The organism is Streptomyces sp. NPDC101194 (assembly GCF_044767885.1).
GTDB lineage: Bacteria > Actinomycetota > Actinomycetes > Streptomycetales > Streptomycetaceae > Streptomyces.
The window spans coordinates 63281-89306 of record NZ_JBIWOS010000009.1; the positions used below are offsets into that span (position 1 = coordinate 63281).

The following is a 26026-nucleotide window of genomic DNA, read 5'->3' on the forward strand; positions in this document are numbered from 1 at the left end:
GCATCCGCAGGTGCGACCCGAGAACGGCCGCGCGGACGACGGAGCCGCAGGAACGGCGCAGCGGGGAGTCGGGGCGGCAGCCTCGAATTCCTTCAACTCACGTAGAGGTGGCCGCAGTCGGGGCTCCGCTTCAACGACCCGGACCCACCTTGCCGCGGCCGGACTCACCGTGGCCGGTGTCTCGTGTCCGAGCCGGGCGACGACCGCGGACCCGTCGTCCCGTCACGCCCCCGGCGACCGGTGCGAGGGCGGACCCTCGCCGGTCGCGGACGGCCGACGACGACACACGGCCTGCTCGGTGCGGTTCTCCGGTCAGGAGTAGAAGTTGCGCTGCCACCGGTGCTCGGCCAGCACGGCGAGCTGGTCGGCGGTGAGCGGACGGCCGTCGCTCAGGGCCGCGTTGCGCTCGACGTTGCGGACCGTGCGCATGCCGGGGATGACGGTGGAGACCGCCGTCGAACTCAGCACGAACCGCATTGCGTGCTCGGCGAGTTCATCGAGGGTGATGCCCAGGTCGGCGACGATCGCGGCCGCCCTCTGTCCGACCTGCGCCGGGCGGTCGCCGCGGAAGTACCGGTTGCGCCAGTCGCCTTCGGGGAACGTCGTCCCGGCGTCGATCCGGCCGGTCAGGCCGCCCTCGTCCAACGCCACACGCACGATGACACCGACACCGTGCTCCGTACAGGCCGGCAGCAGTTCCTCGGCGGGCGCCTGGTCGAAGATGTTGTAGATGACCTGAACGCTGTCCACAGCACCACTGCGGACGAGTGCGAGCGCGGTCTCGGGCTGGTGGTCGTTGACGGAGACGCCGAAGGAACGGATCTTTCCCGACTGCTTGAGTGCGGAGACCGTCTCCAGCCAGTCCCCGCGGCCGACCCAGTCGTCGCTCCAGACATGGAACTGCAACACGTCGAAATGGTCCAGTCCGCTCACGCGCAGGCTGGTCTCCAGGCTCTCGCGGATGTGCTCGCCGGGGAACGTCGCGGCCGGGTCCAGTCCTTCGGGCGCGGGCCACATTCCGTTCTTCGGCGGCACCTTGGTCGCGACGAGCACCTCTTCGCCTGCCCGCTCGCGGACGACCCGGCCGACGATTCGTTCGCTCTCACCGTAGCCGCGGGCGGTGTCGACGAAGTTCACCCCGAGGTCGATGGCACGGTGCAGGGCGCGTACGGAATCGTCCTCCGTGGCACCCACCCAGCTGGACTCACCGATGCCCCAGGCACCGTATCCGATCTCGGAAACGGACAGTCCGCCGAGTCCCAGCTCGCGGTAACGCACAGTCGCCCTCCATGTCATGACCCCCCGCCCTGGACGGACGAGGTCTGCGTCCGGAATCACCTCGACGATAGAGGAGTCGGGCCGCGAGGTCAGCCGGGATTCGGCGGCGGCCACCGGTGTGAGTCGGGATGAGGGGTGGGGTGCGCGGTTCGCAGGACGGCGCTCGCGGACGGGGTTCCGGGAAAGGCCGGTTGGGACAAGTTGAAGGTGCCGGCGTCGGGTTCGTAGGGGGCCGGGGGGCTGCCCGCCGTGGGGCGGGCGGACCGGTGCCGGCCCGCGCGAGCGGCCTCGGGCCGGCCGCTCCCGCGCCCCGCCACGGGCCGTGGCGGGGCACGGTGCTCAGCGGGCGGCGAGATCGCGTGCGGCCCGGGCGATGTGAGTGCGTGAGATGCCCGCGATGTCGAGGAGTTCGGAGGAGGTGCCGGAGCCCGGCAGGTTGCGCACGGCGAGGTGGACGACGGCGGGCGCGAGTCGCTGTGTGGCGAGTGCGGACAGCACGGCCTCACCGATGCCGCCCTCCGGGTGGTGGTCCTCGACGACGACCAGCGCGCCGGTCTCCCGGGCCGCGTGGGCGAGTGTGTCGAGGTCCAGTGGCTTGACGGAGTACAGGTCGATGACCCGGACGGGAATGCCCTCGTCGGCCAGCCCGTCGGCGGCGGCCAGGCATTCGTGGAGGGTGACGCCGGCTCCGATGAGGGTGACCCGGTCGCTGCCGCTCGCACGCAGGGTCTTGGACCCGCCGACGGGGAAGGTTTCGTCGGGGGCGTAGAGGACGGGGTAGGCGCCCCGGGTGGTACGCAGGTAGGAAATGCCGTCCAGGTAGGCCATGGCGGCGGTCAGGGCCGCGGCGGAGGTGGCGTCGCCGGGGTAGAGCACGGTGGAGTCGTGGACCGCCCGCATCATGGCGAGGTCCTCCAGACCCATCTGGGAGGGGCCGTCGGCGCCGATCTCGACACCGCAGTGGGTTCCGCACAGACTCATGGAGATCTGCGAGACGGCGGCCATGCGGATGAAGTCATGAGCTCGGGTGAGGAAGGCGGCGAAGGTGGTGGCGTAGGGGCGGTAGCCGCGTACGGCCATGCCGACCGCGCTGGCGATCATCTGCTGTTCGGCGATGTAGGTCTGGAAGTACCGCTCGGGGTGCGCCTTGCCGAAGTCCTCCGCGTGGGTGGAGTTGCCCACCTCGGCGTCCAGGGCCACGATGTCGGGCCGGGCACCGATCGCGGCGAGCGCCTTGCCGAAGGCGACGCGGGTGGCCACGGTGTCACCGACCTGGAATTGCGGCAGCGTCACCGTCACGGGAAGGGCCTGGGCGGCGGCGGGCGCCGCGGGCGGGCGGGGTCCGCGCACGGTGAGGTGACGTACGCCGCCCAGTTCGTCGACGGCGCGCGCGGCGAGGTCGGCGGGCAGCGATTTGCCGTGCCAGCCCTCGGCGTCGGCGACCTCCTGGACGCCCTGCCCCTTGACGGTCTTCGCGACGACGACGGTGGGGGCCTGTCCGTCGGCCGCGGTGGCCAGGGCCTGTTCGACGGCGGCGAGATCGTGGCCGTCGACCACGAGGGCGCGGCAGCCGAAGGCTTCGGCTCGGCGGGCGTAGGCGCCGGTGTCCCAGCCCAGCTCCGTGGGGCCTCTCTGGCCGAGACGGTTCACGTCGATGATCGCGACGAAGTTGGCCAGGCGGTGGCGGCCCGCCTTGTCCAGGGCTTCCCAGACCGAGCCCTCGGTCATTTCGCTGTCGCCGCACAGCACCCACACCCGGTACGACTCGTGTTCCAGGTCGCGTCCGGCCAGCGCGATGCCGACGCCGTAGGCGATGCCCTGGCCCAGAGAGCCGGTGGCCACGTCCACCCAGGGCAGTACCGGAGTGGGGTGGCCCTGCAGGCGGGCGCCGTCGCGGCGGTAGGTGGCCATCAGCTCTTCCTCGCCGATCGCACCGGCCGCGAGGAACATGGCGTACAGGAGCGGGGAGGCATGCCCCTTGGAGAAGATCAGGTGGTCATTGCCCGGGTTCTTCGGGTCCTGCCAGTCGTAGCGCAACTGGCGTGTCATGAGGACGGCCATCAGATCCGCGGCGGACAGGCTGGAGGTGGGGTGCCCGGACCCGGCGGCGGTGCTGGCGCGTACGGAGTCCACGCGCAACTGCTGAGCCAGCTGGAAGACCTGGTCCAGACCGCTGTCGGGCCCGAGGGAGACAGTGGTGGTGTTCTCGGCCGACATCGCGGCCTCCTCTCTCGTCCTGCCTTCCGATCCGGCCGTTCCTGTCCCGACTGCTGATCCGGCCGTTCGGCAGTTGCGATGTACGAGCCGCGCACCGGGCTGTGCGTGGCACCTGCGCCCCTGCCGACCGTATGTCCGTGGCGCGAGCGCCGCGATTCAAGCGCGTGCGGGTCCGATGGCGCGGCCCAGCAGCGCCGTCAGTGCCGACCAGTGGCGTTCGTCCGCCGTGCTGTCGTACGCGGCGCTGTCGGCCTGGGTGAAGCCGTGGCGCGCCCCCGGGTAGACCTCGCTGTGGTGACGTACACCCGCTGCGGTGAGGGCTTCGTCGAGGCGGTCGATCTGTTCGGGCGGGAGCGCGGGGTCCTGGTCGGCGTGGCCGAAGTACAGTTCGGCGGTGATCCGGTCGGCGAGCAGGTGCGGGCTGTCGGCGGAGTCGGTGGCCAGGCGCGCGCCGTGGAAACCGGCCGCGGCCGCGACCCGATCCGGGTACGTGCCCGCGGTGCGCAGGGCGAGTCCGGCGCCCATGCAGTACCCCGTGACACCGACCGGACCGTCAGTCGTCAGGGGCGATTCGGCCAGCCAGGTCAGACAGGCGTCCGCGTCGCGCATCGCCGCGTCGGGTGTCAGCGACTGCATGATCGGGCCGATGCGCTCGAAGATCTCGGGGCGTACGGCCGGGTCGATGAAGTCGGGCAGTTCGACCACCGGCGCTCGCCCGTGGCGGTGGAAGAGATTGGGTACCAGGACGGCGTAGCCGGCCTCGGCCAGACGGTCGGCCATGCTCTTCAGCTGCGGACGGAGCCCGAAGGCATCCATGTAGAGCAGCACCGCGGGGTGGGGGCCGCTGTCGTCGGGGTGGGCCAGGTAGGCGTCGGCGACACCGTCCTGTGTGGGAATGTCCACGGTTGTTCCGCGCACGGAGGTCATGGGCGGCTCTCCTCTCCTGTCGCGGTCAGTGATCGTAGACGGCCGGTGACCGCTCGGGCGACTGCAGGGCCGCGACCGGGCGCGTTGCGCGGCCGGGACCGGCGACGAGACTCGGGCAAGGACCATCACGTCGTAGGCGCTGTGCCGGTCTTCCGACTCGATATCGTCGTCCGGCAGCCCCGGTGAGCGAACAGAGACCGAGCAGCCGGCAGGTGCCGTTCCCGGCAGGGAGCCAAGACGGTGAAGGATCCGAAGCCCCGATGACAGACAACTCCGAGATGATCGACTTCGTTCGGGCGCGCCTCGCCGAGGAGGAACAGATCGCGCAGGCGGCGGGCGGCGAGAGCTGGCGGTGCCCGGCCGACGTGTCCGGCGAGGTCCACGACCGCTCCGGCGGCATCGCGTTCGTCCTGCGCGATCGCGGCTTCGACCGGCACATCGCCTTCCAGGATCCGGCGCGTACGTCCCGTCGCATCGAGACGAGCAGGGTTCTCCTCGACGAGTACGCGGAGATCGCCGACAGGGACACCGACCGACCCGAACACGACTTCCCGTCCGGCCGCGCCGTCGGCCTCGGCTTCGCCGTCCGGCAGATGGCCGCGGAGCACGCCGGCCACCCGGACTACCGGGCCAAGTGGCTGCCACGGTTCATGCAGTAGCGTCCGACGACTGCCGCAGCCGGCCAGGCCCTCGCCGGTGGCATGCGCGCCGCTGTTCGGTGGCTGGTCGTTCCCGCACTCCACGGCCCGGCCCCGGACGGCGTCGCGATGCCCTGCCCGGATCCCAGCTTGAGGGCAACGGGCAGGGCGACATCCTTGACCTGTACGACCAGGGCCTGGCCGCGGTACGCGGCTAGCGTTCTGACGAACGATCCTTCACCGGAGCAAGATCGCCAGCAGGTCACCGAACCCTCGTTGATCTTGGATCGGCTCTCAGAATCCGTTCTCACTCAAAAGCGGGTCGAACCCCCTTCCGCCGGACCCCTGCCCGGCATCTACGACCCGACCGGGCCGGGCAAGCTGCTGTTGGCGTCCTTCGCCGCGATGGCGGAGACCGAACGCGAGAGCATCCGGGAGGCAACCCTCGAAGGACTCCACGCGGCGGCCCGCAAGGGCAAGCACGGCGGCCGGCCACCCGTCATCACCGACGACATGCTCCACACCGTGCTCCGCCGCCGCGTGAACGGCGAATCGGTCGAGCAGATCCAGCCCGACCTGATCATCCCCACCCGCAAACGCAAGGGCCAGGCCCCCGGCGTCGCGAGCATCTACCGGGCCCTCGCCGAGCACGCCAAGCGCGAGACACACCCCGAAGCCATCGAGGTCGCGCACGCCGACTCCGCCGCCCTCCAGACGGCCGGCGAGGTCCCCGGACCCCGCCTCGCTCTCTCTGACCGAGCGGCACCCTGATTGCGCGCGGCTACTTGTCACTTCGCGGCAGCTTCGGGAGAACAGGGCCGAGAGTCCCGTGAGTTCACGCAAACTGAAGGCCCTTCTGCGGGAACCCGAGGATGGGCTGTCGTGTTTTCGTGGGTTCGGTCTTCGGGTTCGGGTTCGGGCGAACATGCGAGGTGAGTGCCGAGCGGACCGCCCCTTGGGCGGCACGCTTCCCCCATCAAAGGCGTGCACCGGTTGAGCAAACTTCACCGAGGGTGGCCGTTCAGCGGCCTGGAGAACGCCTCAAGAATCCTGAAGTTACGTCACCGAATCGAAGAACACCCCAAGGAGACAGAACACCCTGGCCACGGGGACATGCAGTCAGAAAGGCTCATAGGAACTCACGGGATGTCGCACACCGAGGCGGAATACGCGACACGTCACCATGCGAGCCCACCAGTACCGAGGCGGTTCACCATGCCGGTGGGCGGTCAGTTCACGATACGGTTTGCCGCACTTTCTCGGACAATCAACTCTGGTGTCAAAAGGATGTGTTCCGGGTCTCGCTGCGGTTCTTCGATTCGAGCCAGTAATAATTGCACGCAGGCGCGCCCGGCCTCTCTCAGCGGCTGATGGAGACTGCTCAGGTTGGGGGAGAGCAGTCCAGCGGCGGAGGAGTCGTCGAAACCAATGACGGCGACATCGCGACCGGGTATAAGGCCACTGTCGCGCACCGCCTGGTAGCAAGCGAAGGCCAACGTGTCGCTTGCTGCGACCACCGCGGTGACACCTGCCGGGAAGAGCCTTCCGACCGCCTCCCGCGCGACGTCGACATCGTCCCCTGCACTTACCCGCAGTCCACGCACGGGGAGTTGATGCCGACGCATCGCCTCTCGCCAACCCTGTTCCCGGTCGTCACCGACCCCGGACCCCCGGGGCCAACCGAGGAAGGCGATTCTCCGGTGCCCCAGGCCGACCAGATGGTCGACGGCCGATGCTGTTCCGTGTGCACCGTCCACATCCACCCAGTCCTCCGGGTCACGCGCCGACGAGCGGCCGAAGGCGACGAACGGGATGCCGCGCTTGCGTAGCAGGCTCAGACGGCGGTCGCCCCGGTAGGTGTTGGTCAGGATGAAAGCGTCGACGGACCGCTCACGGGACAGCTCGGCATAGCGGTCTGTCTCCTCGTTGCCACCGGTGGATTCCGCGAAGAGGAGGATTCCATATCCGGCCTTCATGGCTGATTCCGACACCGCATGAAGGAAGCGCTCCGGGGCGGGTCCGAAAACACCATAGGCGGAAAGTTGAACTTCGAAACCGATGAGTCGACTGGAGTTGGTGCGCAGTGAGCGCGCGGCCCTATGAGGCCGGTAGTCCAACTCCTCGATGGATCTGCGGACACGCTCCAGGGTCCCTGACGCAAGCAGTTCCGGAGAATTCAGCGCATTGGAAACCGTCTGGCGCGATACCCCTGAGTGTTCCGCGACCGAAGCCAAGGTTGCAGGCTTACCGCGGCGCCGTCCACTCGGGTTGGAGTTGTGCGCCATCATTCCCTCCACTTACGATGCCGTGCACAAAACAAGCGGCTTCACCTCTCGAAAGAACCTTCTTCCACGCGTGGATGCCACCCGAACTTTTCGGCGAACGACTCCGCTGCGCCTCCAGGCACCTCCTGGTCCGGGAAGCACTCCGCCTCACACAAGAACCACAGCGGCACCTGGTGCGGCCCTTGATCAGGGTGAGCCGTCGACACCCATACATCCCGCTCGGCAACGAGCCGCTCCAGAGCATCGCGCATAGGCTCCGCCGTCCGGCGACGAACGGTTCCTGTGGTCTCCATGAGGACCGACCCTAGCCAAGCAGGCGCGAAGCGCGCCTGCGGCGCAGGACCTACTCCCAGCGGCCGATGAACCCCTCAGCTTTTGTCTCAGGGCGACCGACTTCGGTGCTCGGACAGCTCTGACTCCACCGGCACGAGCCGGACCGTAGCCGGCCCCGGGAGCCGCCCGGCGATCATTTCGCGAACCCCACCAGGACCGAGGCCCGAGACCGGAGATGTAGAGAACTTGCCGGCCAAGCCCGTGATCGTTCTCACCGGGATTTCCCGTACCTCAACTACTCACACCCGGGGTCCCGTGGGTTCCGGGAAACTGCTGCTTCCCCGGCGCGAACCCACGGGTCTCCCGTGTGCTTCAGGCCGACCGCCTCCCGTCCGGGGTTCCAGGTAGGCGTCCCGTAGCCGTGGCAGCACTTCGGACCCGTATCGTGCACCGGCTGCCCGGGCCAGGACCAGGAAGCTGCACAAAGGGTGGGAGACCGCGGCGTCGCCCCAGTCGAAGAATGCGAATCGACCTGGCTCGGGGTTGAACAGCTGGCCGTCGTGCAGGTCGGAATGGTCGAGGGAGTCAGCGATGCCCACGTCGGCAAGTTTCGTGCACCAGTTCACGAGGCGCGGCCGGAGCTCATAGACCGGCAGGCGCACCAGAACAGACCACGGTCGTAGCCGCACTCTCCGTTGCCCTGTCTCGCGTAGGCCGCGAGCAGCGAGCTCGCGCAAGTCGCGTACGGCTGCCGGCACCAACCCGAGCCTCCTCGCCTTCACCCCGATCACAGACCGATCGGGCGAAGTGAGAACGCTTCAGGAATCCCGAAGTGACGTCACAAGACGGAAGAGCACCCCTCACCGAGGAAGAAAGCCCTGGCCACGAGAGCAGGGACGCAGTGAGACTCAGGAGAACTCACGGGATGTCGCACACTCCGACGAACAGCGACGCCGCAACGATCAGGGCGGTCACGACATGCCCCGCAGTTCCGTGATCACGTTGCGGATATCGGTGCGCGGACCGCGGTTGTAGGGGAGCTTGGACAGCAGGACACCCATGGCACAGGAGTTGCTCACAGCCGCGTACGTCAGGCCCGCGCCGACCGCGGTTCCGATGAGGTGCGCGCCGGGAACGAAGAGGCCCACCACCCCGGTGACGAGGACGATCGAACCGGCGACGAGCCGGACCTGGCGCTCCATGTCCCAACGGTCGGCGCCGCGGTTCGTGGGAGCGCCTGCCATCTCCCAGGCGCTGATGCCGCCCTCCAGCACGCGGAGGTTCGGCAGGCCGGCCTCGGCCAGAGCCTTTTCGGCCTGGGCGGCACGGGCACCGGAGCGGCAGACCAGGACGACGTCCTCGTCGAGGTGGGCCAGCAGTTCGTTCCGGTGCTCGCGCAGGGTGTCGAGGGGCACGTTGCAGGCGCCGGGGATGTGGACCGTGCGGAACTCACCGGACGTGCGCACGTCGAGGATGCGCGGTGCGCGTTCCTCCTGTAGGAGGCGGTGCAGGACGGCGGGGGTGATCGAGGAGGTCTGGGCGGACGTCTCAGTCATGGGCGGGGCTCCGTTCGAAGAGTTCATGCACGTGGGTGGGTGTTGCGGGCCCGAGTGACCGCCCCGGGCAGAGGGATGCCCCTGCCCGGGGCGTACCGGGAGGCTGTGGGAGGAGGTCGGTCAGACGGCGGCGGGGTCCGCCGACAGGGCCCAGGCGGCGTAGCCGCCGAGGATGTCGGAGACGTCCTCGAAGCCGTGGTGGCGCAGGAGGCTGGCCGCGATCGAGGAGCGGTGGCCACCGGCGCAGTGCAGTACGAGGGGCCGGTCGGTGGAGATCTCGTCCAGGCGCGCGGGCAGTTCGCTCAGGGCCATGTGCAGGGCGCCCTCGATGAAGCCGTTCGCACTGCGCTCTCCGCAGGTGCGTACGTCGATGACGAGCGGAGGGTTCTCTCCTCGCAGAGCGGTGCGCAGTTGTGCGGCGGCCAGGCGGCTCGCGGGAGCGACCTCCTCGGTCAGCGCCTCGAGGGCGTCCTCGGGGTTGCGCAGGTAGCCCACTACACGGTCGAAGCCGATACGGGCGAGGCGGGTGACGACTTCCTCCTCCCGGTTCTCCGGAGCCATGACGATCAGCTCGTCGGCCGGATCGAGGACGGTGCCGGCCTGTTCGGCGAACCGGCCCTCGACGGGGACGTTGACCGCGCCTCGCAGGTGGCCGTTGGCGAATTCCTGCGGGGAACGGGCGTCGACCACGACCGCCCCCGCCCTGCGCAGTTCGGTGAACTCGGCCAAGGACAGCGGGCGTGGCGCCGCGGCCGAGTCGAACAGGAGACGGTCCTTGCGGTTGAGTTCCGCGTCGAAGGCGAAATAGCCGGGCGCGGCGGACTGGCCGGCGGTGACGAGTGCGACGAAGTCCTCACGACTCATCGGCACGCAGGCGTAGTTGGTGGCGCGCTGCTCCCCGATGGTCGACTGTTTCTCGGTGGAGAGGTTCTTGCCGCAGGCGGAGCCGGCGCCGTGGGCGGGGAAGACCCGGACCGCGTCGGGCAGTGCCATCAGCCTGTTCTGGACACTGTCGTGCAGCATCGCACCCAGTTCGTCGGCGGTCACGCCCACGGAGGCGAGCAGATCGGGGCGGCCGACGTCGCCGATGAACAAGGCGTCGCCGGTCAGCACCCCGTAGGGAACCATGTCGTCGGCGTGCTCGTACACGAGGACGCTGATCGACTCGGGGGTGTGCCCGGGGGTCTCCATGATCTGCAGGGCGACATCGCCGAGGGAGACGCGTTCGCCGTCGGCGAGCTTACGGATGGGGTACTCGGTCTCTGCGCGGCGGCCGTAGCCGATCCAGGCGCCGGTGCGGTCGGCCATCTCCAGGTGCCCGGCGACGAAATCAGCATGGAAGTGGGTGTTGATGACGCCCACGACGGTGAATCCGTGCGCCCGGGCGTCGGCCAGGTACTCCGAGACGTCTCTGCGCGGGTCGACGACCACGGCCTGGCCGGTCGTCTCGTCGGCGATCATGTACGACGCCTGTGACAGGCAGTCGAGGTAGTACTGGGTGAAGAGCACGGTAGAACCTCCGTCGGGGGACGCGCACCCGGCCGGGTGCTGAGAGTTGACCGAAGGCGCGGCAGCGCCTTCCGAATGGGTCCGAGGTCGAGGCTTCAGATCACCTCGGCGGCCGCGGCGCCGTGGTCGAGGGGCCGGTACTCGTCGGGCTCCCTGGCGTCGATCACGAACGCGCCGTTCGCGAGCTCCGTCGCGAAGACGGTCAGATCCACTTCATGCATGAAGATCCCCTGTTCCCCGATACCCCCCTAGGTATCGAATTCCTCTGACCATAGACAGCCCAGCAGCGGGAAGTCAAATACCCCTCGGGGTATCTTGGCTCACAGGTGAAAAATACCCATAGGGGTATTTTGATCTGCGGGTTTTTCGGTCCTGTCCGGAAGGGAGGAGCGATGGAACAGTGGACCGGCGCGGTCTCTCCCACGCCTGAGGTGCGGCTGGGCCTCCGGGAGAACCGGGCTCAGTCCACTCTGCTGGTGATCGTCACGGCCGGCGCCGGTTCGCGCGTCGGCCTGGAGCGCACGACGGTTCCACCTTCGGCTGCGCGGAAGGGACATCGCCGCCCCGGCAACGGCCGGAGCGACGACCGTGACAGCGATCGTCACGGCCCACTCCGCCTGTCCGACGGACTGGTGACCTCTGTTCGCTCCCCCAGCTCGTCAGGGTCGCCACGGGGAAGATCACGCGTGCGGCTGCCCTGAGGACCGCGCCGCCGCCCGTCGGTGCGGGCCGGTCCGAGCGACGTCGATGCGGCGAGCCTCAGGGACAAGAGGGCTTCCCGGCGGCTCCCTTGCCCACCTGGGCTTCCCCGTGCCGAGGTCCCACCCGGACAGTGGGCCGCGCCGCGGGACGGGCCGCAACCGTCGCTCCGGCCTCATTCCTACGGCACGTCGATGTCGATGTACCAGCCCATGCGCCTGAGGCGCTGCTGAGTGCCCAGGGTCAGCGAATGGTCCGGGCCGAGGGTGCGGACGTAACCCGACAGCACGACGACGAGAAGCCGAGCGGCTTCTTCGGTGTGTCCGAGGGTGTGCACCGCGGCCGCCAGGTTCCCGCCGGCGGCGAGGGTCTGGAGATCGTGCTCGCCCAAGGTGGTCCGGTAGGCCGTGTACACCCGTTCCAGCAGGGCGAAACCGTGTTCCTGAGCACCCGACTCGAACAGGACGGCGCCGAGGACGGAGGCGGTCTCCAGTGTGGCGGCGTGGTCCGGGCCGTGAACGCTCTCCCTCCGCTCCATGGTCCGCGTGAGAAGCGCGAGCCCCTCCTCGCGTTCGGCGCTCATCACCAGGGCCGTGGCGAGATTGTGGGCATAGGCCAGCGTGTCCGGGTCGTCGGGTCCGTTGCGGAGCTTGCTGCGGGAGTACGCCTCGCGATGCATGGCTTCGGCTTCCGGCGTCAACCCCATTTGGTACAGCGTGTGGCCCAAGGTGTCGTAGAGGGAGATGGTGGCGGGATCGTCCGGGCCGAGGTTGCGTTCGTAGTCGGACAGGAGGGCGCGCATCACCGGCTCGGCCGACGCGTGGAGGTCGTGGCTGAGCAACTCGGAGAGAAGCTCCTCCTGATCGACGGTCGACGCGGGCAGCGAGCGCACCTCCTCTTCCACGGGCGGTACGGGAGGTTCCATGGGTTGCTCGGGAGGCGTTGTGGCCGACGGCTCGGGGAGCGCCCTCCCCTCTGCCTCGGAGGGCGGCGCCTTCCTGCTCCTGCGGCGTCCGAAGCGCATCTGGGACCTCTTTCCCGCCGTGGTGGATCCTGGGTTCTCCGTCGGAGCGCTCGGTGCTCAACCGCCGACATGCGCGAACGGCGCCCAGACGAGGGGTGGGTAGCCGGCCGCGCGCAGCCTGCGGACGGCGTCGTTCAGGGCTGCGGCGGTTCCTTCGGATCGCAGGGCTCCGCCCCTGACGAGCGTACGGTAGAGATCCGCGCTCAGTTCCTCGGTTGCGATGCTCCCCACCGACCACAAGGTGCCGATGACATGTTGCCAGCCGGCGTACTGGAACGCGCTGGCGACGTTGATCGCTTCATCGGGTACCGCAGCGCCGCCGAGGGCCGTCTTGCAGGCGGAGAGGAAGGCGAACTCGCCGTGGGCGTGCCGGTCGGCCCGGAGATCAGCGACGGTCAGCACCTCATCGTGCAGGACGAGCCCTCCCTCCGACGGGCGAAGCAGTTGCTGGCCGCCGTGGCAGCTCAGGTGCACCCAGCGGTGGGTACGCAGTGCGTCGCGTACGGCCGCACGGGTCGCCCGCTCCCCCTGCAGCACCGTGGCCCGGGGAATCGCTTCGCGCAGGGCGGTCAGTTCCCCCGCGACCTGCGGCAGGGGGAGGTGGCCCGGGGTGACGGGCATCCCCACCACCAGCATTCGGTCCGCCGTCCCGGGACGGGGGGTGGCCTGCCGGTTGGCGAGCAGGGCACGCACGGTCGGGGTGTACGAGGGGGTGACCCGGTCAAGGACACAGGCGCCGGCTGGGTCGCCCGGGGACGCGGAGTCCGGCAGGCCGGCGGCGTGCAGGGGCAGCAGCGCCAGCGGTCCTGCCGGACACCACCACAGCCGTGGCCGAGGCCGACCGGCGGGAGGAGCCCCGGTGTGTCCGAGGGTTGTCAGCACCGGCTCCGCAATGTCGTGCCACAGCCACTTCAGCGTGCTGGTGACCAGGAGGTTCAGCTTGACCCGGGCGAGGGCGTCGCGCGGGCCTTCCTCGTACTGAGCGAGCGCGTTGAGGTAGCGCGCGGTCCGTTCCAGCATGCGCGGGTACGTGAGGCGGCCCAGCCGGACAGCCCGGACGGCGCTGGTCGTGACGATCAGGGCGTCGGTGCTCCACTGGCTGGAGACGACCATGACGATCGGGCCCCGGTTCGCGGCTTCGCGCAGTTCGGCCCCTTCGGCGGGTCTCCGGAAGTCGGCAAGCCCCGGCAGGCGTCTGATGTGCGCGAGGAGTTCGTCGCGTTCCGCGACCAGGGTCAGCCGCCGGTCCGCGATGCGGGCCCACCACGGATTGACTGATGCCGCCTCCGGCGTTGCGTTCAACTCGCTTTCCAGGCGAGTGAGTCGGTCGGCCAGTTCCCGGTCCACGGAGTCGAGAGTGTCCAGCCCGTCGCGCAGGTCGAGCAGTTGTGCCCAGAGGACGGACCGGCCCTGTTCCAGCAGTTCCACCGCGCGCTCCGGGTCGCCCGCGGCCACCGCGCAGCTCGCGGCCTCGGCCGACAGGCCGCTCCAAGCGGTGAGTTCGTCCTCCTGCGCCGTCCGTTCCCTGGCCGACGAGACGAGGGACGGCAGAAATCCGAGCGCTTGCGCGTACTGATCGGTGGCCGCGCCCCAGGCACCGCTCCGGGCCAGGCACCGTGCCGCGTACGCCGCCGCCGAGGCACGTGCCCAAGGCGGCGCCGTCAGGTCGGAGGCGAGCTGCTGCCAGAGAGACAGAGCACGGCCGTCGTCCGCGTGTCCGCGGAGATCCGTCAGGAGACGGGCGAGGTGAAGCACGACCGAGGCGTGCTCGGCGTGCTGCGCGGGAGTGCTCTGCAATGCCCGCTCGGCGAGTGCGACAGCCCTGTCCGCGTCGTTCTCCTCGCCGATGAGGCGGTAGCGGCTGTACAGGACGGCGCTCAGGCCCCGCAGGTGGGTGCCCAGGTCCGGATCCCTGGGGCCGGCGCCTGCCACGGCGCGTGAGCACGCCGCGTAAGCTTCTGCGAGATCCTGCAGTCCGCCGAGTTCCGCGGAAAGCAGTTCCGGCCCCCGAGTGTTCCGTAGCTGCTCCCATTGGAGCCGCGCCGCATCCGCGCGCAACTCGCTGACGCCGAAGGGCGTGATTTCGTCACGCAGGCCGAACTGTCGGGCCATCAGTGCCTGACCGAGGCTCGCTTCGTAGGTCGCCCGCCTCGGATCGTCCCGTCCCAGCCCGTCCAGAGCCAGGCGGAAAGCGTCGATGGCCTCGTCGAGGACCCGCGGCTCATGGGTGCGCGCGTGGGTGGCACGCAGCACCCAACCCCATGTGTGCAGCCGCCCGGAGCGCCGTGGATCCCCGGTCCCTGCCTCCTTGACGGATTCTTCGCCACAGTGGACGGCGTGATCCAGGTCTTGCCGGCTGCCGGTCTCCTGGAAGCGGCTGAGCAGGACGGCACCGAGGCCGGACAGAGCATCGAGCCGGACGCCCGTCGTGGAACCCCTGTCGGCGGCCTGGGTCAGCAGTTCGACCGCCTGCCCGAGCCGGTGCGGGTCACGGGTGAGCACGAAGAGTTCGTGCAGCGCACCGCCGAGCCTGGCCCTGCGTCGCGCGAGGTCCGGGTCGCTGCCCGGGGTCGCTGCCACCACCGCGCGTAACTCGTCCACGGCAAGGGCGAGTTCATCGCGGTCACCGGTCAGACGGAACCGGGTCAGGCGCGCGGCGGCGAGATTCTCCTCGAACAGCAGGCGGCGACGGCCCGTCGGCGGGACGGCCCTGACTGCCCGGGAACTGAGTCTGGCCGCCTCAGCGGCGGCAACGAAGTCGCCGCTGCGATTGGCCTGTGCCTGCAGTGCGGTGCTGAGGTTGTCGAGGCGCTCGGGCAGATTCGCGTCGGCCGGATCGGTGGCTCGGAGAGCGGCTCGTGCGGTCACGGTGGCCCGGTCGAGGTCCGACGGGTCGCCGCAGCGGTCGTACCGCATACGCAGCGCCAGACTCAGATCGGACATGTCCCCGGACCAGAATCTGTGCTCCTGCGGGTATGCCTCGACCGTCCCGCCGAACAGCTCGATCGCTTCGTCCAACTCTGTCCGGCCCTCTGTGAACTGGCCCTCCTTGAGCAGCCGGATCGCCAGGCGGCCCCAGTGCTCGGGGCCGAGGAAGCCGTGATCGATCCGTGCTCCTGCGGCGAGCATCCGACGCGGCTCTTCGGGGACCAGGGACGGGTCGACGTCGCCGACCCGGGCGTAGAACAGGAGTGCCTCCCACAGATCGGAACCATTCCTGCTGTCGTCGGCTTCATCGCGGGCCCAATGAAGCCGGGCCAGCGTGTGCCCGATCTCGACACTGCAGCCGCCGGGCGAGAGCGCCGTGCGCCAGAGTCGGCCCGCCCGGGCCATCACCCCGGGGCCCAGTACCGCCTCCCGGTCTCCGGTCCGCTCGTACCGCTCGATCCGCTCGTTCAGAACCGTCAGCGCCTCGTCCTGCGACGAGCTCACAACAACCCCCGTATGCAGGCTTGTTCGTCTACCGTAAGGGATTTGCGCGACTACAGATCCGCCTCGGCGAAGGAGTTCCCCATGTCCACCGCTGACAATCGTGCCGCTGCGGCGTGGCTGTGCTCCGCGGTACCGGATCTGATGGTCGGCGCCTTGGCGACGAACAGGTGCTCACCTGGATCGATCAGGCCACACAGGCCGTCCGGGACGGCGAATCGGCCGTCGCCGTATGCCGGCGGCTCGGCTATTCGACACGCACCGACCCCGACAAGCACGCCGGCGACCTGGTCGGTCTCGACGACTTCGGACTCGATCCCGTGCGGATCGAGGGTGACTACCATTGCCCGACCGGGCGTTGTTCACGCCGCGCCCACCCGGACGAGAGAGGCCGGGAACCGCGCTGCGCGGTCGATGACGCCCCGATGGTCCTGCGCGCCCGGCCCCGTCCGTGAACACGCTGCTCGCGGAAATGGGCAAGAAGGTCGCGGACCGCTGGCTGAGCGCCCTGCTGCTGCCCGGACTGCTGCTGGTGGCGGCGTCCGTCTGCGGAGTTCTGCTCGGTCACACCTCGGCACTCGATCCGGCGGAGCTCACCACCGAACTGGGCCGACTGGGCAGCCGGCTCGACTCCAGGCCTGCGGCGACGGTCCTCGCGGTCGTCGGCGGCCTGCTGGCGGCCACCGCCGCCGGGCTGGCGGCCCAGGGAGTGGCGGCGGGAGTCCGGAAGGTGTGGATCGCGCACCGGCCGCGCCGCTGGGTGGCACGCCGCAGGGAGAGGGCGAGGGCTGCGCGGGAGCGGGCCGGGGGGCAGGGGCCGGACCGGTATCTGCCCGTACGCGCTACGGACATCGGGGATCGCTTCCGCCTGGTCGATGAGCGGGTCGACGCACAGTACGGCCTGTCGGTGGCCCTGGTCTGGCCCCGTCTCTGGCTGCTCCTCCCGGAGACGGTACGGCCGGTGATCAGTGATGCGTCCAGCCGGTACCGGCGCGCGGCGGAGACCGCCGCCTGGGGGCTGCTGACGGTGGCGCTCGGCGTGGTCTGGTGGCCTGCGCTCCCGGTGGGGCTGGCCATGACGCTGATCGGCTGCCGCAGGGGCCGGGCGGCGGCCGCGGCCCTGGCGGACCTGGTCGAGGCTGCCGTCGACACACAGCAGCGTCAGCTCGCCGAGGCCCTGGGGATCGAGCTCCCACACGGCCGTGTCACCCCTGCGGAAGGACTGCGAATCAACGACGTTCTCAACAAGCGCGCGTGACCTCGGCCGAAACCTGTGCGACGACGCGGGACTCCGCCTTCGCGCCGTGGCGGTGCTGGGGAGTTCGGTCGTGAGGGCGGGGCTCCACGGCCCGGGACAGGCGGGATCGCCGCCTGCTCACGCAACACCGCTTCGACTCCGTGCCCACGTGCCGCCGCCCGACCACGTGGACGGGGAGTGGGGCCCGGTGGAAGGACACCTCGCCGCCGGCTGCGCAGGCGACCGGGTGAGCCGCTGAGGTGTCCGCACGGCAAGGAATGCGGCCGGCGTCCGGTGCCGCCCCGGTCAGCCCGACCTCGGCGGCTTCTGCGCGTCGAAGGCGAAGAGAGTGTTCTTGGCCGCGGCCACGACCAGCGCACGCCCCACAACGGTGACGCGCGGGCTGGCGCCTTGCTCGCCCGTCAAACCATCGGCCTGCGGGTCGGTTGTCCACAGGGGTTTGCCATCGTGCGGCGACAGCGCGACCAACCGGCCGGTGGCCGAGCTGAAATACACCGCGTCGGCTCCCGCCACGGGACCCGACGCACCCTCCACGCCAGTCTGCCGCGACCACTTCTTCCGGCCGGTCTCCGGGTCGAGCGCGGTGACGAGACCGGTCTGCCCGCTCACGTAGACGGTGCCGTCCGCCATGCCGGGCGTCCCCGCGTATGTCTTGGCCAGTCGGGAGTACGTGACCTTCCGCGAGGCCGGGTCGACCCGCGCCACCCCGTCGTAGCCGGCCAGCGCCGGTCCCTCCATGTGCACCTGAAGGAGTACCAGCCTGCCGTGGGCGACGCCCATCGGCACGGCGGGGCCGTCGACCTCGATGGGCGCACCCAGGGTCCCCGAGGCGCGATCGACCGTGTACAGGGTGGGGTGGCGCACCTCCAGGGCATCCACCTCCGCATCCGTCGCGCACATCGCGAGGAGCTGTGTGCCCACCGGGACGGGGGCGCACTGCGTGCCCGCGGGGAACGATGTCGTCCAGGTGACCTCACCGCTGTGCGCGTCCCGCGCCTCGAAGCGGGAATTGGAAGCGTCGACCGTCACGACGGCGGAGCCGACCACGAGGGCGTCCTGAGTCAGACCCGCGACGGCCTTCGACTGGGCGCCGGACGGCACGGACCACAGCTCCCGGCCGTTGTGCGCGTCGATGGCCACCACCTCGCTGGGAGGGTCCTGCGGGGCGTCCTGGGCGGCGAAGCGGTAGCCGAGCACCGTGTCGTCGGTGGCACCCACCAGGTGCATGCCCTGGACGGGGACGCCCGGGCTCTTCGCCGTCCACACCCGCGAGCCGTCCCGGGCCCTGATACGGGTCGCGACAACACCGCCGCCCCCGCAGAACAGCGCGTCGCGGCGCGCGACGCAACGCAGCTCGTCGGGGGTGTCCTCGCGACCGCCCAGCACGGTCTTGCGCCACGGCGCGAAGCCGTCCGGAAGTGCGGCACCCGGCGCCGCAACGCTGTTGCCCTTGCCACCGCCGCTGTTCCCCCCGAAGCCGCCCGCCTTCAGTACGGCGACTCCCCCGCCGATCGCCGCCACCGCGACCGCGGCCGCGAGCACAGGACGCCACCGGCTACGCAGACGGCGGCCGATGGGGGTGCCGGTGCTCCCTGTATCGGGACCGGTCGGGTCGGTGGTCGGGGCAGTCGGCGCCGGAGTGGCCCGCGTCTCGAAGTGATGCTGCGTGATCACGTCGCGGGTGCAGCTCGCGCCGACCCCGTTCGCGTCGGTCCCACCGAGGTCGGCCGGCAGGTCCCGCAGCAGCACGAGGAGTTCGTCCGCCGAGGGGCGCCCGTTGGGCTCCTTGTCCAGGCACGACTCGACGACCGCGCGCAAGGTCACCGGCACGGCACCCAGCGACGGCTCCTCGTGCACCACCTGATATGCGGTCATGTATGGGCTGTCGGCGTCGAAGGGCCCGCGGCCCGTCGCCGAGTACACGAGCAGTGTCCCCAGCGAGAAGACGTCGGACTCGGGCCCCACACCACGCGGCGCCTGCAACTGCTCGGGCGACATGAAGGGCGGCGTGCCGATGACCCGCCCTGTCATCGTCAGCGTCTCCTGGTCGATGGCGCGCGAAATGCCGAAGTCGATGACGCGCGGGCCCTCGGGCGAGAGCACGACGTTGGAGGGCTTCAGGTCACGGTGGACGACCCCCACCCGGTGGATGTCGCGCAGCGCCTCCGCCAGCCCGATGGCGAGCCTTCTCAGCTCCGCTCCGTTCAGCGGGCCCTTCGCGGCGATGCGCTGGGCCAGCGTCTGACCCTCGATATAGGTCGTCGCCATCCACGGCTGCTCGGCCTCAGGGGCAGCGTCCACCACGGCGGCGGTGAACGCGCCGCTCACCCGCCGCGCGGCCGCCACCTCCTGCCGGAAGCGGATGCGGAACTCGTCGTCCCCCGCGAACTGCTGGTGGATCAGTTTGATGGCGACAGGTCGCCCCGAACTCGTACGGGCCAGAAAGACCGTGCCCATGCCACCCGAGCCGAGCCGCGCCTCGAGCGGATAGCCGCCGATCTCGGCTGGATCACCTCCGCGCAGCGACACTCTTCCCGACCTCCCGTCCCCCGTGCACCTCTGGCACTACGGGCCTGCGTACTTGTCCTGCAGACAAACTAGCCGCAGGACAGTACGGCAGAGCAAAGCGGGTGACGAACAGACAGCCCGGACTGCTCCCGTGCCGCACCCGACGAAGCCCCGCCAAGAGCACGGCGGGGCTTCGTCGGGTCGTGGACCACCGCGCGGTGCGGCCCGTCGCCACACGCGGAACCCCCGTCGGCACAGCTTCCGTTCTAGTGGTCGTCGCAACACCCCAGTTCAGGGGATGCGATGGACTTCGAGATCCGGACGGGGGTTCGTGACCTCGCACGCTCGTCACCAACAGCGTCGATGCCCCTGTCTACGGCTCCACCGAAGCGATCGACCGACCGACGAAGCTCAGACGCACCTGACGGTCCGCATTGCCGATGTTCGTGTCCGCCAACATCCGCTAGGACAACCCCGACCCTGCCGATAGGCCCGCCGCAGCCCCGATGGGTGATCCATAGCAACGATCGGAGGCTGCGGTCCCAGGGCCGGAGATCACTGGGTGCTCGGATGGTCGCCGGGGCGGATGGAGCGCTGGCAGGTCATGGCGCCGTGGCCGAGCACCAGGTACGCGCGGGACAGGATGGGCCCGGCCTGGGCTGTCATCGCCGCACGATTCGTCGAACGCCCACCGGGCCCGCCGCCCCGAAGGTGGGAGGAGAACCAGGTTCTCCTCCAGTGCGTCACCCAGCGCCTCCACCGTCTTCCCGACCCGGTCCGAGGCACGAGGCTCGGGTCCGTGGCCTGCACGCGGCCACCCCACATTCCGCACCACATTGCGCTCGTCATTCCGCACCACATTGCGCTCGTCGAGCTCCATCGCCCCCCGGGGCGTGCATCATCAAAGGAGGGAAGTCCATCGACGAGGAGTGGCGATGAGGTTGTCGTTTCTCGAACCCCTCTACGCGGAGCCGGGCCCGTTCGTCTCCGTGTACCTGGATACCTCCCGGGACGTCGAGCATCCCGAACGGGCGATTGCGCTGCGCTGGCGGCGGCTGCGCGAGAGTCTGTCGCGTCAGGGCTCGGACCGGGCGCTGCTGAACGTACTGGAGGAGGCGGTCGGTGCCGACACAGCGGTGCCGGGGGTGCATGGTCAGGCCATCTTCGCCGCCCACGGCACACTCGTCCTGGACGGGGAGCTGCCGAGGCCGCCCGAACGCGACTGGGCGCGGTACAGCACCCTGCCGGACGCGATGCCCCTGGTCAGACAGCACGTTCCGGAGATCCCCTACATGGCCGTAGTCGTCCACTACGGCGGCCTTCCGACCGCCGAGACCCATGGCTGGGTAACTCTGGAGGCGGAGACCGGCACCTGGCCCGCGTCCACCGTCACCCCGGGTGAGCGGCTGCACCGCAGGGTCGCGGTGGCGACCTGGCACCGCACCTCCCTCCGGCTCGGCCACCGGCTGGACGAACGGGCGCGGCGCGCCCATGCCGACGCAGTCGTCGTGGGCGGGAACGAGTGGGCGTGCAACGTACTGATCCGCCGCCTGCCGCACGCCCTGCGGGACAAGGTCGTACGCGTGCGCGGCCGGACCCCCACCGACACCGGACGCGCCCTGTTGGAGCCGCAGCTCGACGGCGTCTTCCGCGGCCGCATGGCCGCGCACGACCGGGAACTCGTGGACATCTTCATCGGCAGGCGCGCCCTGGACGGCCCCATGACGGAGGGGCTGGCCGCGACCGTCGCCGCCCTCCAGCGCGGCCAGGTCGCGGCACTGCTGCTGAACCGGCCGCCAGGGTCTTCGCTGCGGCTCTGGACAGGCTCCGGGCCCACTCAGCTCGCCCTGACCGAGGCGGAACTGACCTCCTTCGGCGTTCGGGCCCCGCGCGAGGAACGCGCCGACGAGGCCCTCGTCCGGGCCCTCGTCGGCACCGGCGCCGAGCTGGTCGTCGTACCGGAGAACGAGCTGAGGCTTTACGAGGGCGTGGGCGCTCTGCTGCGGTACACCGACACAGGGACCCCGTCCTGATGCCGGCGCGCTGTGCCTCGGTTCCGCGCGCGGCGCGATCCGGGGCGCAGGTAAAAACACCCAGCCCCCGCTGATCGCCATGATGGTCCCCGCTCTCGGCTTCACCGGAGACCAGCAGGTCCTGGAGGTCAGGACCGGATACGGCTGGCCGGGCAGGGCGTGGACAATGCCGAAGTTGTACTCGGCGACGGGACCCTCCGCATGCTGGCCCGTGCCCCGCATGACGCCGTCATCGTCTGCGCGGTCTTCTCGCGAGTGCCTGAGCCGCTCGTGGATCAGCTCCGCTCCGGTGGTCGGCTCGTCCAGCCGATCGGGCATGGTGGGCAGGAGCACGTCCAGCTGTGCGAGCGGCGGGCCCGCGCGGCCCGGTGCACCGCAGGCCGGTCACCGCAGCCCGGTTCGTCCAGCTGTACGGCGCCCATGGCCACCCAGCACTGACGCGTCAGCGCTGATAGGTCCCGACCAGGGTGCCGGAGGCCAGTTCCCTGCCTTTCAGGGCACAGTGCACGTCCTCGGCGTCCGGGTGGTCGTGCAGCGGCAGCGGCTCGGCCAGGGCGTACAGGCGGAAGAAGTAGCGGTGCGGCCCGTGCCCCGGTGGAGGCATCGGCCCTCCCCAGCCCACGCGGCCGAAGCCATTGGGCCACGGAAGGCCCCCCTGGGGCTTCTGGCCCTCCGCCGCCCCGGTGCTCCTCGGATCGATGCCGGTCACCAGCCAGTGCAGAAAGATCGTCCCCGGCGCGTCCGGGTCCTCGCACAGGAGCACCAGCTCCGTGGCCTCGTGGGGCACCCCCGACCAGGTCAGGGGCGGTGAGATGTTCTCACCCTCCCCGCTGTACCGACGGGGGATCACCGTTTTGTCGTCGAACGCGGTGCTGCTGAGTTCAATTCCGCTCATGCGCGCCGCCATACCCGCAACGGCGGCACCGGCACCGGTCCGCACCTCAAATCCCCCGTTCGGCCGAGCCCACCCCTCCCGCTTCCGGAAGCGGGAGGAAAGATGGCAGTGTGCCGACAAGGATCCTGCTCGAAGGCCGCCCTGGCGCGGGCAAGACGACCGCCCTCCGCCGGCTGGCCGCGCTGCTGCCCACTCACGCGGCCACCGGCTTCACCACGGAGGAGATCCGGCAATCCGGCGCCCGCGTCGGTTTCGCCCTGGAGACCCTGGCAGGCCGACGGGAGGTGCTCGCCCATGTCGACCTGCCCGGTCCGCCACGGGTAGGGAAATACGGCGTCGACCTGGGCGTCATGGAAGGACTGGCGCTGCCGTCGCTTCGACTGGCAGCAACCGAGGGGGCAACAGGGCGGCTGGTGCTCATCGACGAGCTGGGGCGGATGGAACTGGCGTGCACGGCGTTCCGGCACGCGGTCGGCTCGCTGTTCGTCGCAGAGGTCGACATCGTCGCCACGGTTCACATGCACCCGGATCCGTTCACCGACGCCCTCAAGCGGCGCGCCGACATCGAGGTCGTCCAGCTCACCTCAGCAAACCGGGACGCCCTGCCGGGGAAGCTCGCGGCCAGGCTGCAGCAGCCCCGGACGCACGGGAGGCCTCCCTCTCACGGATGAGAGACCGGACTCCGACACCCTCCTCGGTCGTGCGGATCACGATGGCCTGGTACTCGACGAAGAGGGCTGCAGGAACGTTTCCGGCGTGACTGCTCCGGTGGTCGCGGCGTACGGGGACGCTGTCGGGTCCCGCGGTCGCGGGTACGTCGGCCGGCGGGACTGTAGTGATCCGTGCGAGGAAGGTCTCCCGGGTGCTCATATCGCCGCTCCCTTCTCGGATGCGTCGCCGCCGGGCCTGGAAGGACTCGCGGGGCGGTACGGGTGTGTCACAGGTGGCCCGGCCAACGGCTCAGCGGGCCCGGCAGCCGGCCGCTGGTGGCGCCCGCGCCGGAACCGCACACGGGCGGCGAGGTAGCCCTACCTTGTGTCGGCGAACAGGCGTGGAACCTCCGACACACCACTGGCCGATCTTCCGCGGCCGCCCGGCGGCTCACGGCCCCGATCATCGGGGCGGGGAGCATGTAATCAACCGCAACGCCGGGGCGAGCAGGCCCCGGCGAGGCCCGACTCGGCCACCACGCTGCGCACCACACGGGCAGTGCTCGCCGCCTACAAGGCCACGGCGAGGAGGCAGCGCGCCCAACCGCTGCTGAACAGCCGCGCATTCGTCTCTGCCGTCTCCTCGCTCGACCCGCCCGCCGCCAAATTCGGCGAGCAGATCATCGCGGCACAGGACCGCCCACACCCCGACAGAACCTCACGCGCCCTCTCACTTGGTCCGGCCGGACATCACCCCTACAGTCGTGACTTCCTCGGAGCTACCCGAGGAACGACAACCGCACCTGCCTGTCGGTATTGCTGGTGTTTGTATCCACCAACCTCCGTTGAGGCAACGGCCAAAGCACCCGATCGCGCCCACCAGGTCTTGAGGCGTCGGAAGGCTGTCAGCTTCAGCGCCATGGCGTGGCGCAGCAGGTCAGGAGGGTTCCGCAGCCGCCTGGTAGGTGCCAGGAGCCCGGTGAGCGTCAAACGAGAGTCATGGCATCGACGACGGCACTGCGTCGACCGTGGTCGACGCCGCCCCGTCCGTGAGCTCAGGCGCGGGTTCCGGCACGGCGCCCACCGCGGCATGCTGCGTTACGCGGCATTCGGGGCTCTGGGAGACGCCTCAACGAGCCCGCGTCTCCAAGTCCGACAACAGGTCGTCGAGCACCATTGCCGTCCCAGGTCGAGCAACCTCACCACGCGAAAAACCGCAGTTCAGGCACCCTTGTCCGCCGGCTCAAGAATCGCCACGCACTCCACGTGGTGCGTCATCGGAAAGACGTCACGAGGATCGACATTCAGAGAACCTGCAGGTCCGAGGCTGTTCGTCCTTGAGGTCATCCGGTTGGCCGCGTCGTAGGTATGCATCACGGTGCGACCATCGAAGCCGGACTCGGATATGAGACGTCCGGCCGGATCGTACTCGTAGTGCCACTCCAGGCCCTGGGGATTGATGACACCCGTCATACGCAAGTTGGCATGCCACGGGTGTGCCACGTGACGTCGCCTCTTTCGTCGACGAGTTGGCGGCCGGGAGCGGTTCGGGGACACGCCCGACGCACTGCCCGCGCCTCCGGAGCCGTGGCTCCGATTGACGGCACGGCCGGGGGGTGTGACGATGCGCCGATGTCGGACCTGCACGCCCGGATGGCCGCCCGGGTCGGTGACCTCACGGCCGTCGTGGTCGCGCGCTGCGCGGCGGAGGCGCCGTTCTACGGGGCGCTGCCCCGTGCCACCCTCCAGGGCGAGGTGGCGCGGTCCGTCGCGGCGGTGCACGCGCTGTTGCTCAGGGCACTGCGCGACGGCGACGGCGGGGGTTCGATGGGGCCGGGCGATCTGACCCGGCTCATCGAGTGGTCGGCGCGCCGGGCCGAGGAGCGCGTCCCCCTGGAGGCGGTGATCGCCGCGTACCTGATCGGCGCCGAGGTGTGGTGGCAGACGCTGACCGAGGCCGCGGAGCCCGGTGAGCTGGCCGGGGCGGGCGGCAAGCTGCTCGCCTGCCTGCACGCCGCGCTGCCCGCGGTCGTCCTCGCCCACCAGAACGCCCAGGAGGACCTCCACAGCGAGGACAAGCGCGTACGGCGGGCCCTGCTCGGCGCCCTGCTGGCAGGACGGCCGTACGAGGAGCTGGCGGGCATGGCGCGGGTGGCCGTGGCGGGTGAGTACGAGGTGGTTGCCTTCGCGTTCGAGTCCGACCCGCCGAGCAGATTGGTGCAGTCCTCGCTCGACGCCTTCACCGGGATCCCTGTGCTGATGGACCACGTCGTTCGGATCGCCTTGTTGCCGGGCAGGTCCGACGTGCCGGGCCTGGTGGCCCGGCTGGAGAAGGACGTGGGGCAGCCCGTGCGCGCCGCCGCCGCCCGCTCCTCCGTACCGGCGGCCATCCCCTCGGCGGCGCAGGAGGCCGGCCGCGTGCTGGATCTCGTCCGGCGCCTGGGACGCCCGCCCGGGTGCTACCGCCTCGACGACGTGCTGCTGGAGCACCAGCTCGCGCGCCCCGGGGACGGCCTGGTGCGGCTGGCGGCCAAACTCGACTCCCTGGAGGAGCATCCGTATCTGCTTGAGACGCTGCGCGTGTTCGTGGAGCGGGGGCTGAACCGCCGCCAGACGGCGTTGGAGCTGTGCGTCCACCGCAACACCCTGGACTACCGGTTGCAGCGAGTGAGCGCGCTGACGGGCCTCGACCTCGCGGTTCCCGCGCAGGCGCGGCTGATCCAGGCGGCGCTCGTCGCCAGGGACCTGGCCGGGCCCGCGGATCACCGCGGGGTCACCGGATCGCAGGGATCCGCAGGAGCAGCGGAAAGCGGATGAACCACGGCCGGCGTCGGCGAGCGCTCGGCC

Annotated in this window: 20 protein-coding genes and 2 pseudogenes; 7 read left to right on the top strand and 15 right to left on the bottom strand. The window is 70.2% G+C overall.

Going from position 1 to position 26026, the window contains the following annotated elements; all coding sequences use genetic code 11:
* Positions 1-312 precede the first annotated feature (312 nt).
* From ACIRP2_RS28785 to ACIRP2_RS28795, 3 genes are all read right to left on the bottom strand, one after another.
* A complete protein-coding gene (locus tag ACIRP2_RS28785; RefSeq protein ID WP_404255236.1) occupies positions 313-1278 on the bottom strand; it encodes an aldo/keto reductase in 966 nt (321 codons plus the stop codon).
* A 339-nt stretch (positions 1279-1617) separates the two neighbouring features.
* A complete protein-coding gene (locus ACIRP2_RS28790; RefSeq protein ID WP_404255238.1) occupies positions 1618-3495 on the bottom strand; it encodes a transketolase in 1878 nt (625 codons plus the stop codon).
* A gap of 156 nt (positions 3496-3651) precedes the next feature.
* Entirely contained in the window at positions 3652-4422 is a 771-nt protein-coding gene (locus tag ACIRP2_RS28795; protein ID WP_404255240.1) for a dienelactone hydrolase family protein, read from the bottom strand.
* A 260-nt stretch (positions 4423-4682) separates the two neighbouring features.
* Here ACIRP2_RS28795 and ACIRP2_RS28800 point away from each other — a divergent pair, with 260 nt between their 5' ends.
* On the top strand, positions 4683-5081 hold the full coding sequence (locus ACIRP2_RS28800) for a DUF6221 family protein (RefSeq protein WP_404255241.1): 399 nt from the start codon (positions 4683-4685) through the stop codon (positions 5079-5081).
* A gap of 261 nt (positions 5082-5342) precedes the next feature.
* Complete coding sequence (locus tag ACIRP2_RS28805; RefSeq protein ID WP_404255243.1) at positions 5343-5831, top strand: recombinase family protein; 489 nt, start codon at positions 5343-5345, stop codon at positions 5829-5831.
* Positions 5832-6289: 458 nt separating this feature from the next.
* On the opposite strand, the gene ACIRP2_RS28810 is transcribed toward ACIRP2_RS28805, so the two are convergent.
* From ACIRP2_RS28810 to ACIRP2_RS28850, 9 genes and pseudogenes are all read right to left on the bottom strand, one after another.
* A complete protein-coding gene (locus ACIRP2_RS28810) occupies positions 6290-7294 on the bottom strand; it encodes a LacI family DNA-binding transcriptional regulator (protein WP_404255245.1) in 1005 nt (334 codons plus the stop codon).
* A gap of 101 nt (positions 7295-7395) precedes the next feature.
* A pseudogene (locus ACIRP2_RS28815) lies at positions 7396-7638 on the bottom strand (pyridoxamine 5'-phosphate oxidase); the annotation flags it as partial.
* Between the two features lie 357 nt (positions 7639-7995).
* Positions 7996-8409 (bottom strand): annotated as a pseudogene (locus ACIRP2_RS28820) (phosphotransferase); the annotation flags it as partial.
* Between the two features lie 180 nt (positions 8410-8589).
* Positions 8590-9174, bottom strand: a complete 585-nt coding sequence (locus ACIRP2_RS28825; RefSeq protein WP_404255247.1) for a rhodanese-like domain-containing protein — start codon at positions 9172-9174, stop codon at positions 8590-8592.
* Between the two features lie 120 nt (positions 9175-9294).
* Positions 9295-10683 carry a rhodanese-like domain-containing protein gene (locus ACIRP2_RS28830; RefSeq protein ID WP_404255249.1) on the bottom strand — a complete coding sequence of 463 codons (1389 nt, stop codon included), beginning with the start codon at positions 10681-10683 and terminating at the stop codon, positions 9295-9297.
* A 95-nt stretch (positions 10684-10778) separates the two neighbouring features.
* Entirely contained in the window at positions 10779-10904 is a 126-nt protein-coding gene (locus tag ACIRP2_RS28835) for a hypothetical protein (RefSeq protein WP_404255251.1), read from the bottom strand.
* A gap of 659 nt (positions 10905-11563) precedes the next feature.
* Positions 11564-12286 (bottom strand): tetratricopeptide repeat protein, encoded by a 723-nt coding sequence (locus ACIRP2_RS28840; protein ID WP_404255253.1) that lies wholly within the window; start codon positions 12284-12286, stop codon positions 11564-11566.
* 177 nt (positions 12287-12463) lie between these two features.
* Positions 12464-15838 (bottom strand): CHAT domain-containing protein, encoded by a 3375-nt coding sequence (locus tag ACIRP2_RS28845; RefSeq protein WP_404255255.1) that lies wholly within the window; start codon positions 15836-15838, stop codon positions 12464-12466.
* A gap of 50 nt (positions 15839-15888) precedes the next feature.
* Positions 15889-16179, bottom strand: a complete 291-nt coding sequence (locus ACIRP2_RS28850; protein ID WP_404255257.1) for a hypothetical protein — start codon at positions 16177-16179, stop codon at positions 15889-15891.
* A 107-nt stretch (positions 16180-16286) separates the two neighbouring features.
* Between ACIRP2_RS28850 and ACIRP2_RS28855 the strand changes: the two genes are divergently transcribed.
* A complete protein-coding gene (locus tag ACIRP2_RS28855) occupies positions 16287-17093 on the top strand; it encodes a hypothetical protein (RefSeq protein WP_404255259.1) in 807 nt (268 codons plus the stop codon).
* A 285-nt stretch (positions 17094-17378) separates the two neighbouring features.
* On the opposite strand, the gene ACIRP2_RS28860 is transcribed toward ACIRP2_RS28855, so the two are convergent.
* Positions 17379-19622, bottom strand: a complete 2244-nt coding sequence (locus ACIRP2_RS28860; protein ID WP_404255261.1) for a serine/threonine-protein kinase — start codon at positions 19620-19622, stop codon at positions 17379-17381.
* Positions 19623-20536: 914 nt separating this feature from the next.
* Here ACIRP2_RS28860 and ACIRP2_RS28865 point away from each other — a divergent pair.
* Together ACIRP2_RS28865 and ACIRP2_RS28870 are read left to right on the top strand one after the other, a co-directional pair.
* On the top strand, positions 20537-21634 hold the full coding sequence (locus ACIRP2_RS28865; protein WP_404255263.1) for a hypothetical protein: 1098 nt from the start codon (positions 20537-20539) through the stop codon (positions 21632-21634).
* A gap of 201 nt (positions 21635-21835) precedes the next feature.
* Positions 21836-22072 carry a hypothetical protein gene (locus tag ACIRP2_RS28870; protein ID WP_404255265.1) on the top strand — a complete coding sequence of 79 codons (237 nt, stop codon included), beginning with the start codon at positions 21836-21838 and terminating at the stop codon, positions 22070-22072.
* 4 nt (positions 22073-22076) lie between these two features.
* Here the strand turns inward: ACIRP2_RS28870 and ACIRP2_RS28875 are convergent, their stop codons facing one another.
* Positions 22077-22529 carry a YbhB/YbcL family Raf kinase inhibitor-like protein gene (locus ACIRP2_RS28875; protein WP_404255267.1) on the bottom strand — a complete coding sequence of 151 codons (453 nt, stop codon included), beginning with the start codon at positions 22527-22529 and terminating at the stop codon, positions 22077-22079.
* A 110-nt stretch (positions 22530-22639) separates the two neighbouring features.
* Here ACIRP2_RS28875 and ACIRP2_RS28880 point away from each other — a divergent pair, with 110 nt between their 5' ends.
* The gene (locus tag ACIRP2_RS28880; RefSeq protein WP_404255269.1) at positions 22640-23200 is read left to right on the top strand and encodes a nucleoside-triphosphatase; all 561 of its coding nucleotides are present in this window, start codon (positions 22640-22642) and stop codon (positions 23198-23200) included.
* Positions 23201-24400: 1200 nt separating this feature from the next.
* Here ACIRP2_RS28880 and ACIRP2_RS28885 read toward each other — a convergent pair.
* Positions 24401-24826, bottom strand: coding sequence for a hypothetical protein (locus ACIRP2_RS28885; protein ID WP_404255271.1), 426 nt, complete (start codon positions 24824-24826; stop codon positions 24401-24403).
* Between ACIRP2_RS28885 and ACIRP2_RS28890 the strand changes: the two genes are divergently transcribed.
* Positions 24812-25996, top strand: a complete 1185-nt coding sequence (locus ACIRP2_RS28890; RefSeq protein WP_404255273.1) for a PucR family transcriptional regulator — start codon at positions 24812-24814, stop codon at positions 25994-25996. The genes ACIRP2_RS28885 and ACIRP2_RS28890 overlap by 15 nt on opposite strands.
* Positions 25997-26026 lie beyond the last annotated feature (30 nt).

What these genes read in the sequence shown, in the direction of transcription:
- ACIRP2_RS28890 (WP_404255273.1), top strand. Translation starts at nt 24,812, where the DNA reads ATGTCGGACCTGCACGCCCGGATGGCCGCCCGGGTCGGTGACCTCACG.
- ACIRP2_RS28825 (WP_404255247.1), bottom strand. Translation starts at nt 9,174, where the DNA reads ATGACTGAGACGTCCGCCCAGACCTCCTCGATCACCCCCGCCGTCCTG.
- ACIRP2_RS28865 (WP_404255263.1), top strand. Translation starts at nt 20,537, where the DNA reads ATGAGGTTGTCGTTTCTCGAACCCCTCTACGCGGAGCCGGGCCCGTTC.
- ACIRP2_RS28850 (WP_404255257.1), bottom strand. Translation starts at nt 16,179, where the DNA reads ATGGTAGTCACCCTCGATCCGCACGGGATCGAGTCCGAAGTCGTCGAG.
- ACIRP2_RS28870 (WP_404255265.1), top strand. Translation starts at nt 21,836, where the DNA reads ATGCTGGCCCGTGCCCCGCATGACGCCGTCATCGTCTGCGCGGTCTTC.
- ACIRP2_RS28835 (WP_404255251.1), bottom strand. Translation starts at nt 10,904, where the DNA reads ATGCATGAAGTGGATCTGACCGTCTTCGCGACGGAGCTCGCGAACGGC.
- ACIRP2_RS28875 (WP_404255267.1), bottom strand. Translation starts at nt 22,529, where the DNA reads ATGAGCGGAATTGAACTCAGCAGCACCGCGTTCGACGACAAAACGGTG.
- ACIRP2_RS28795 (WP_404255240.1), bottom strand. Translation starts at nt 4,422, where the DNA reads ATGACCTCCGTGCGCGGAACAACCGTGGACATTCCCACACAGGACGGT.
- ACIRP2_RS28800 (WP_404255241.1), top strand. Translation starts at nt 4,683, where the DNA reads ATGACAGACAACTCCGAGATGATCGACTTCGTTCGGGCGCGCCTCGCC.
- ACIRP2_RS28790 (WP_404255238.1), bottom strand. Translation starts at nt 3,495, where the DNA reads ATGTCGGCCGAGAACACCACCACTGTCTCCCTCGGGCCCGACAGCGGT.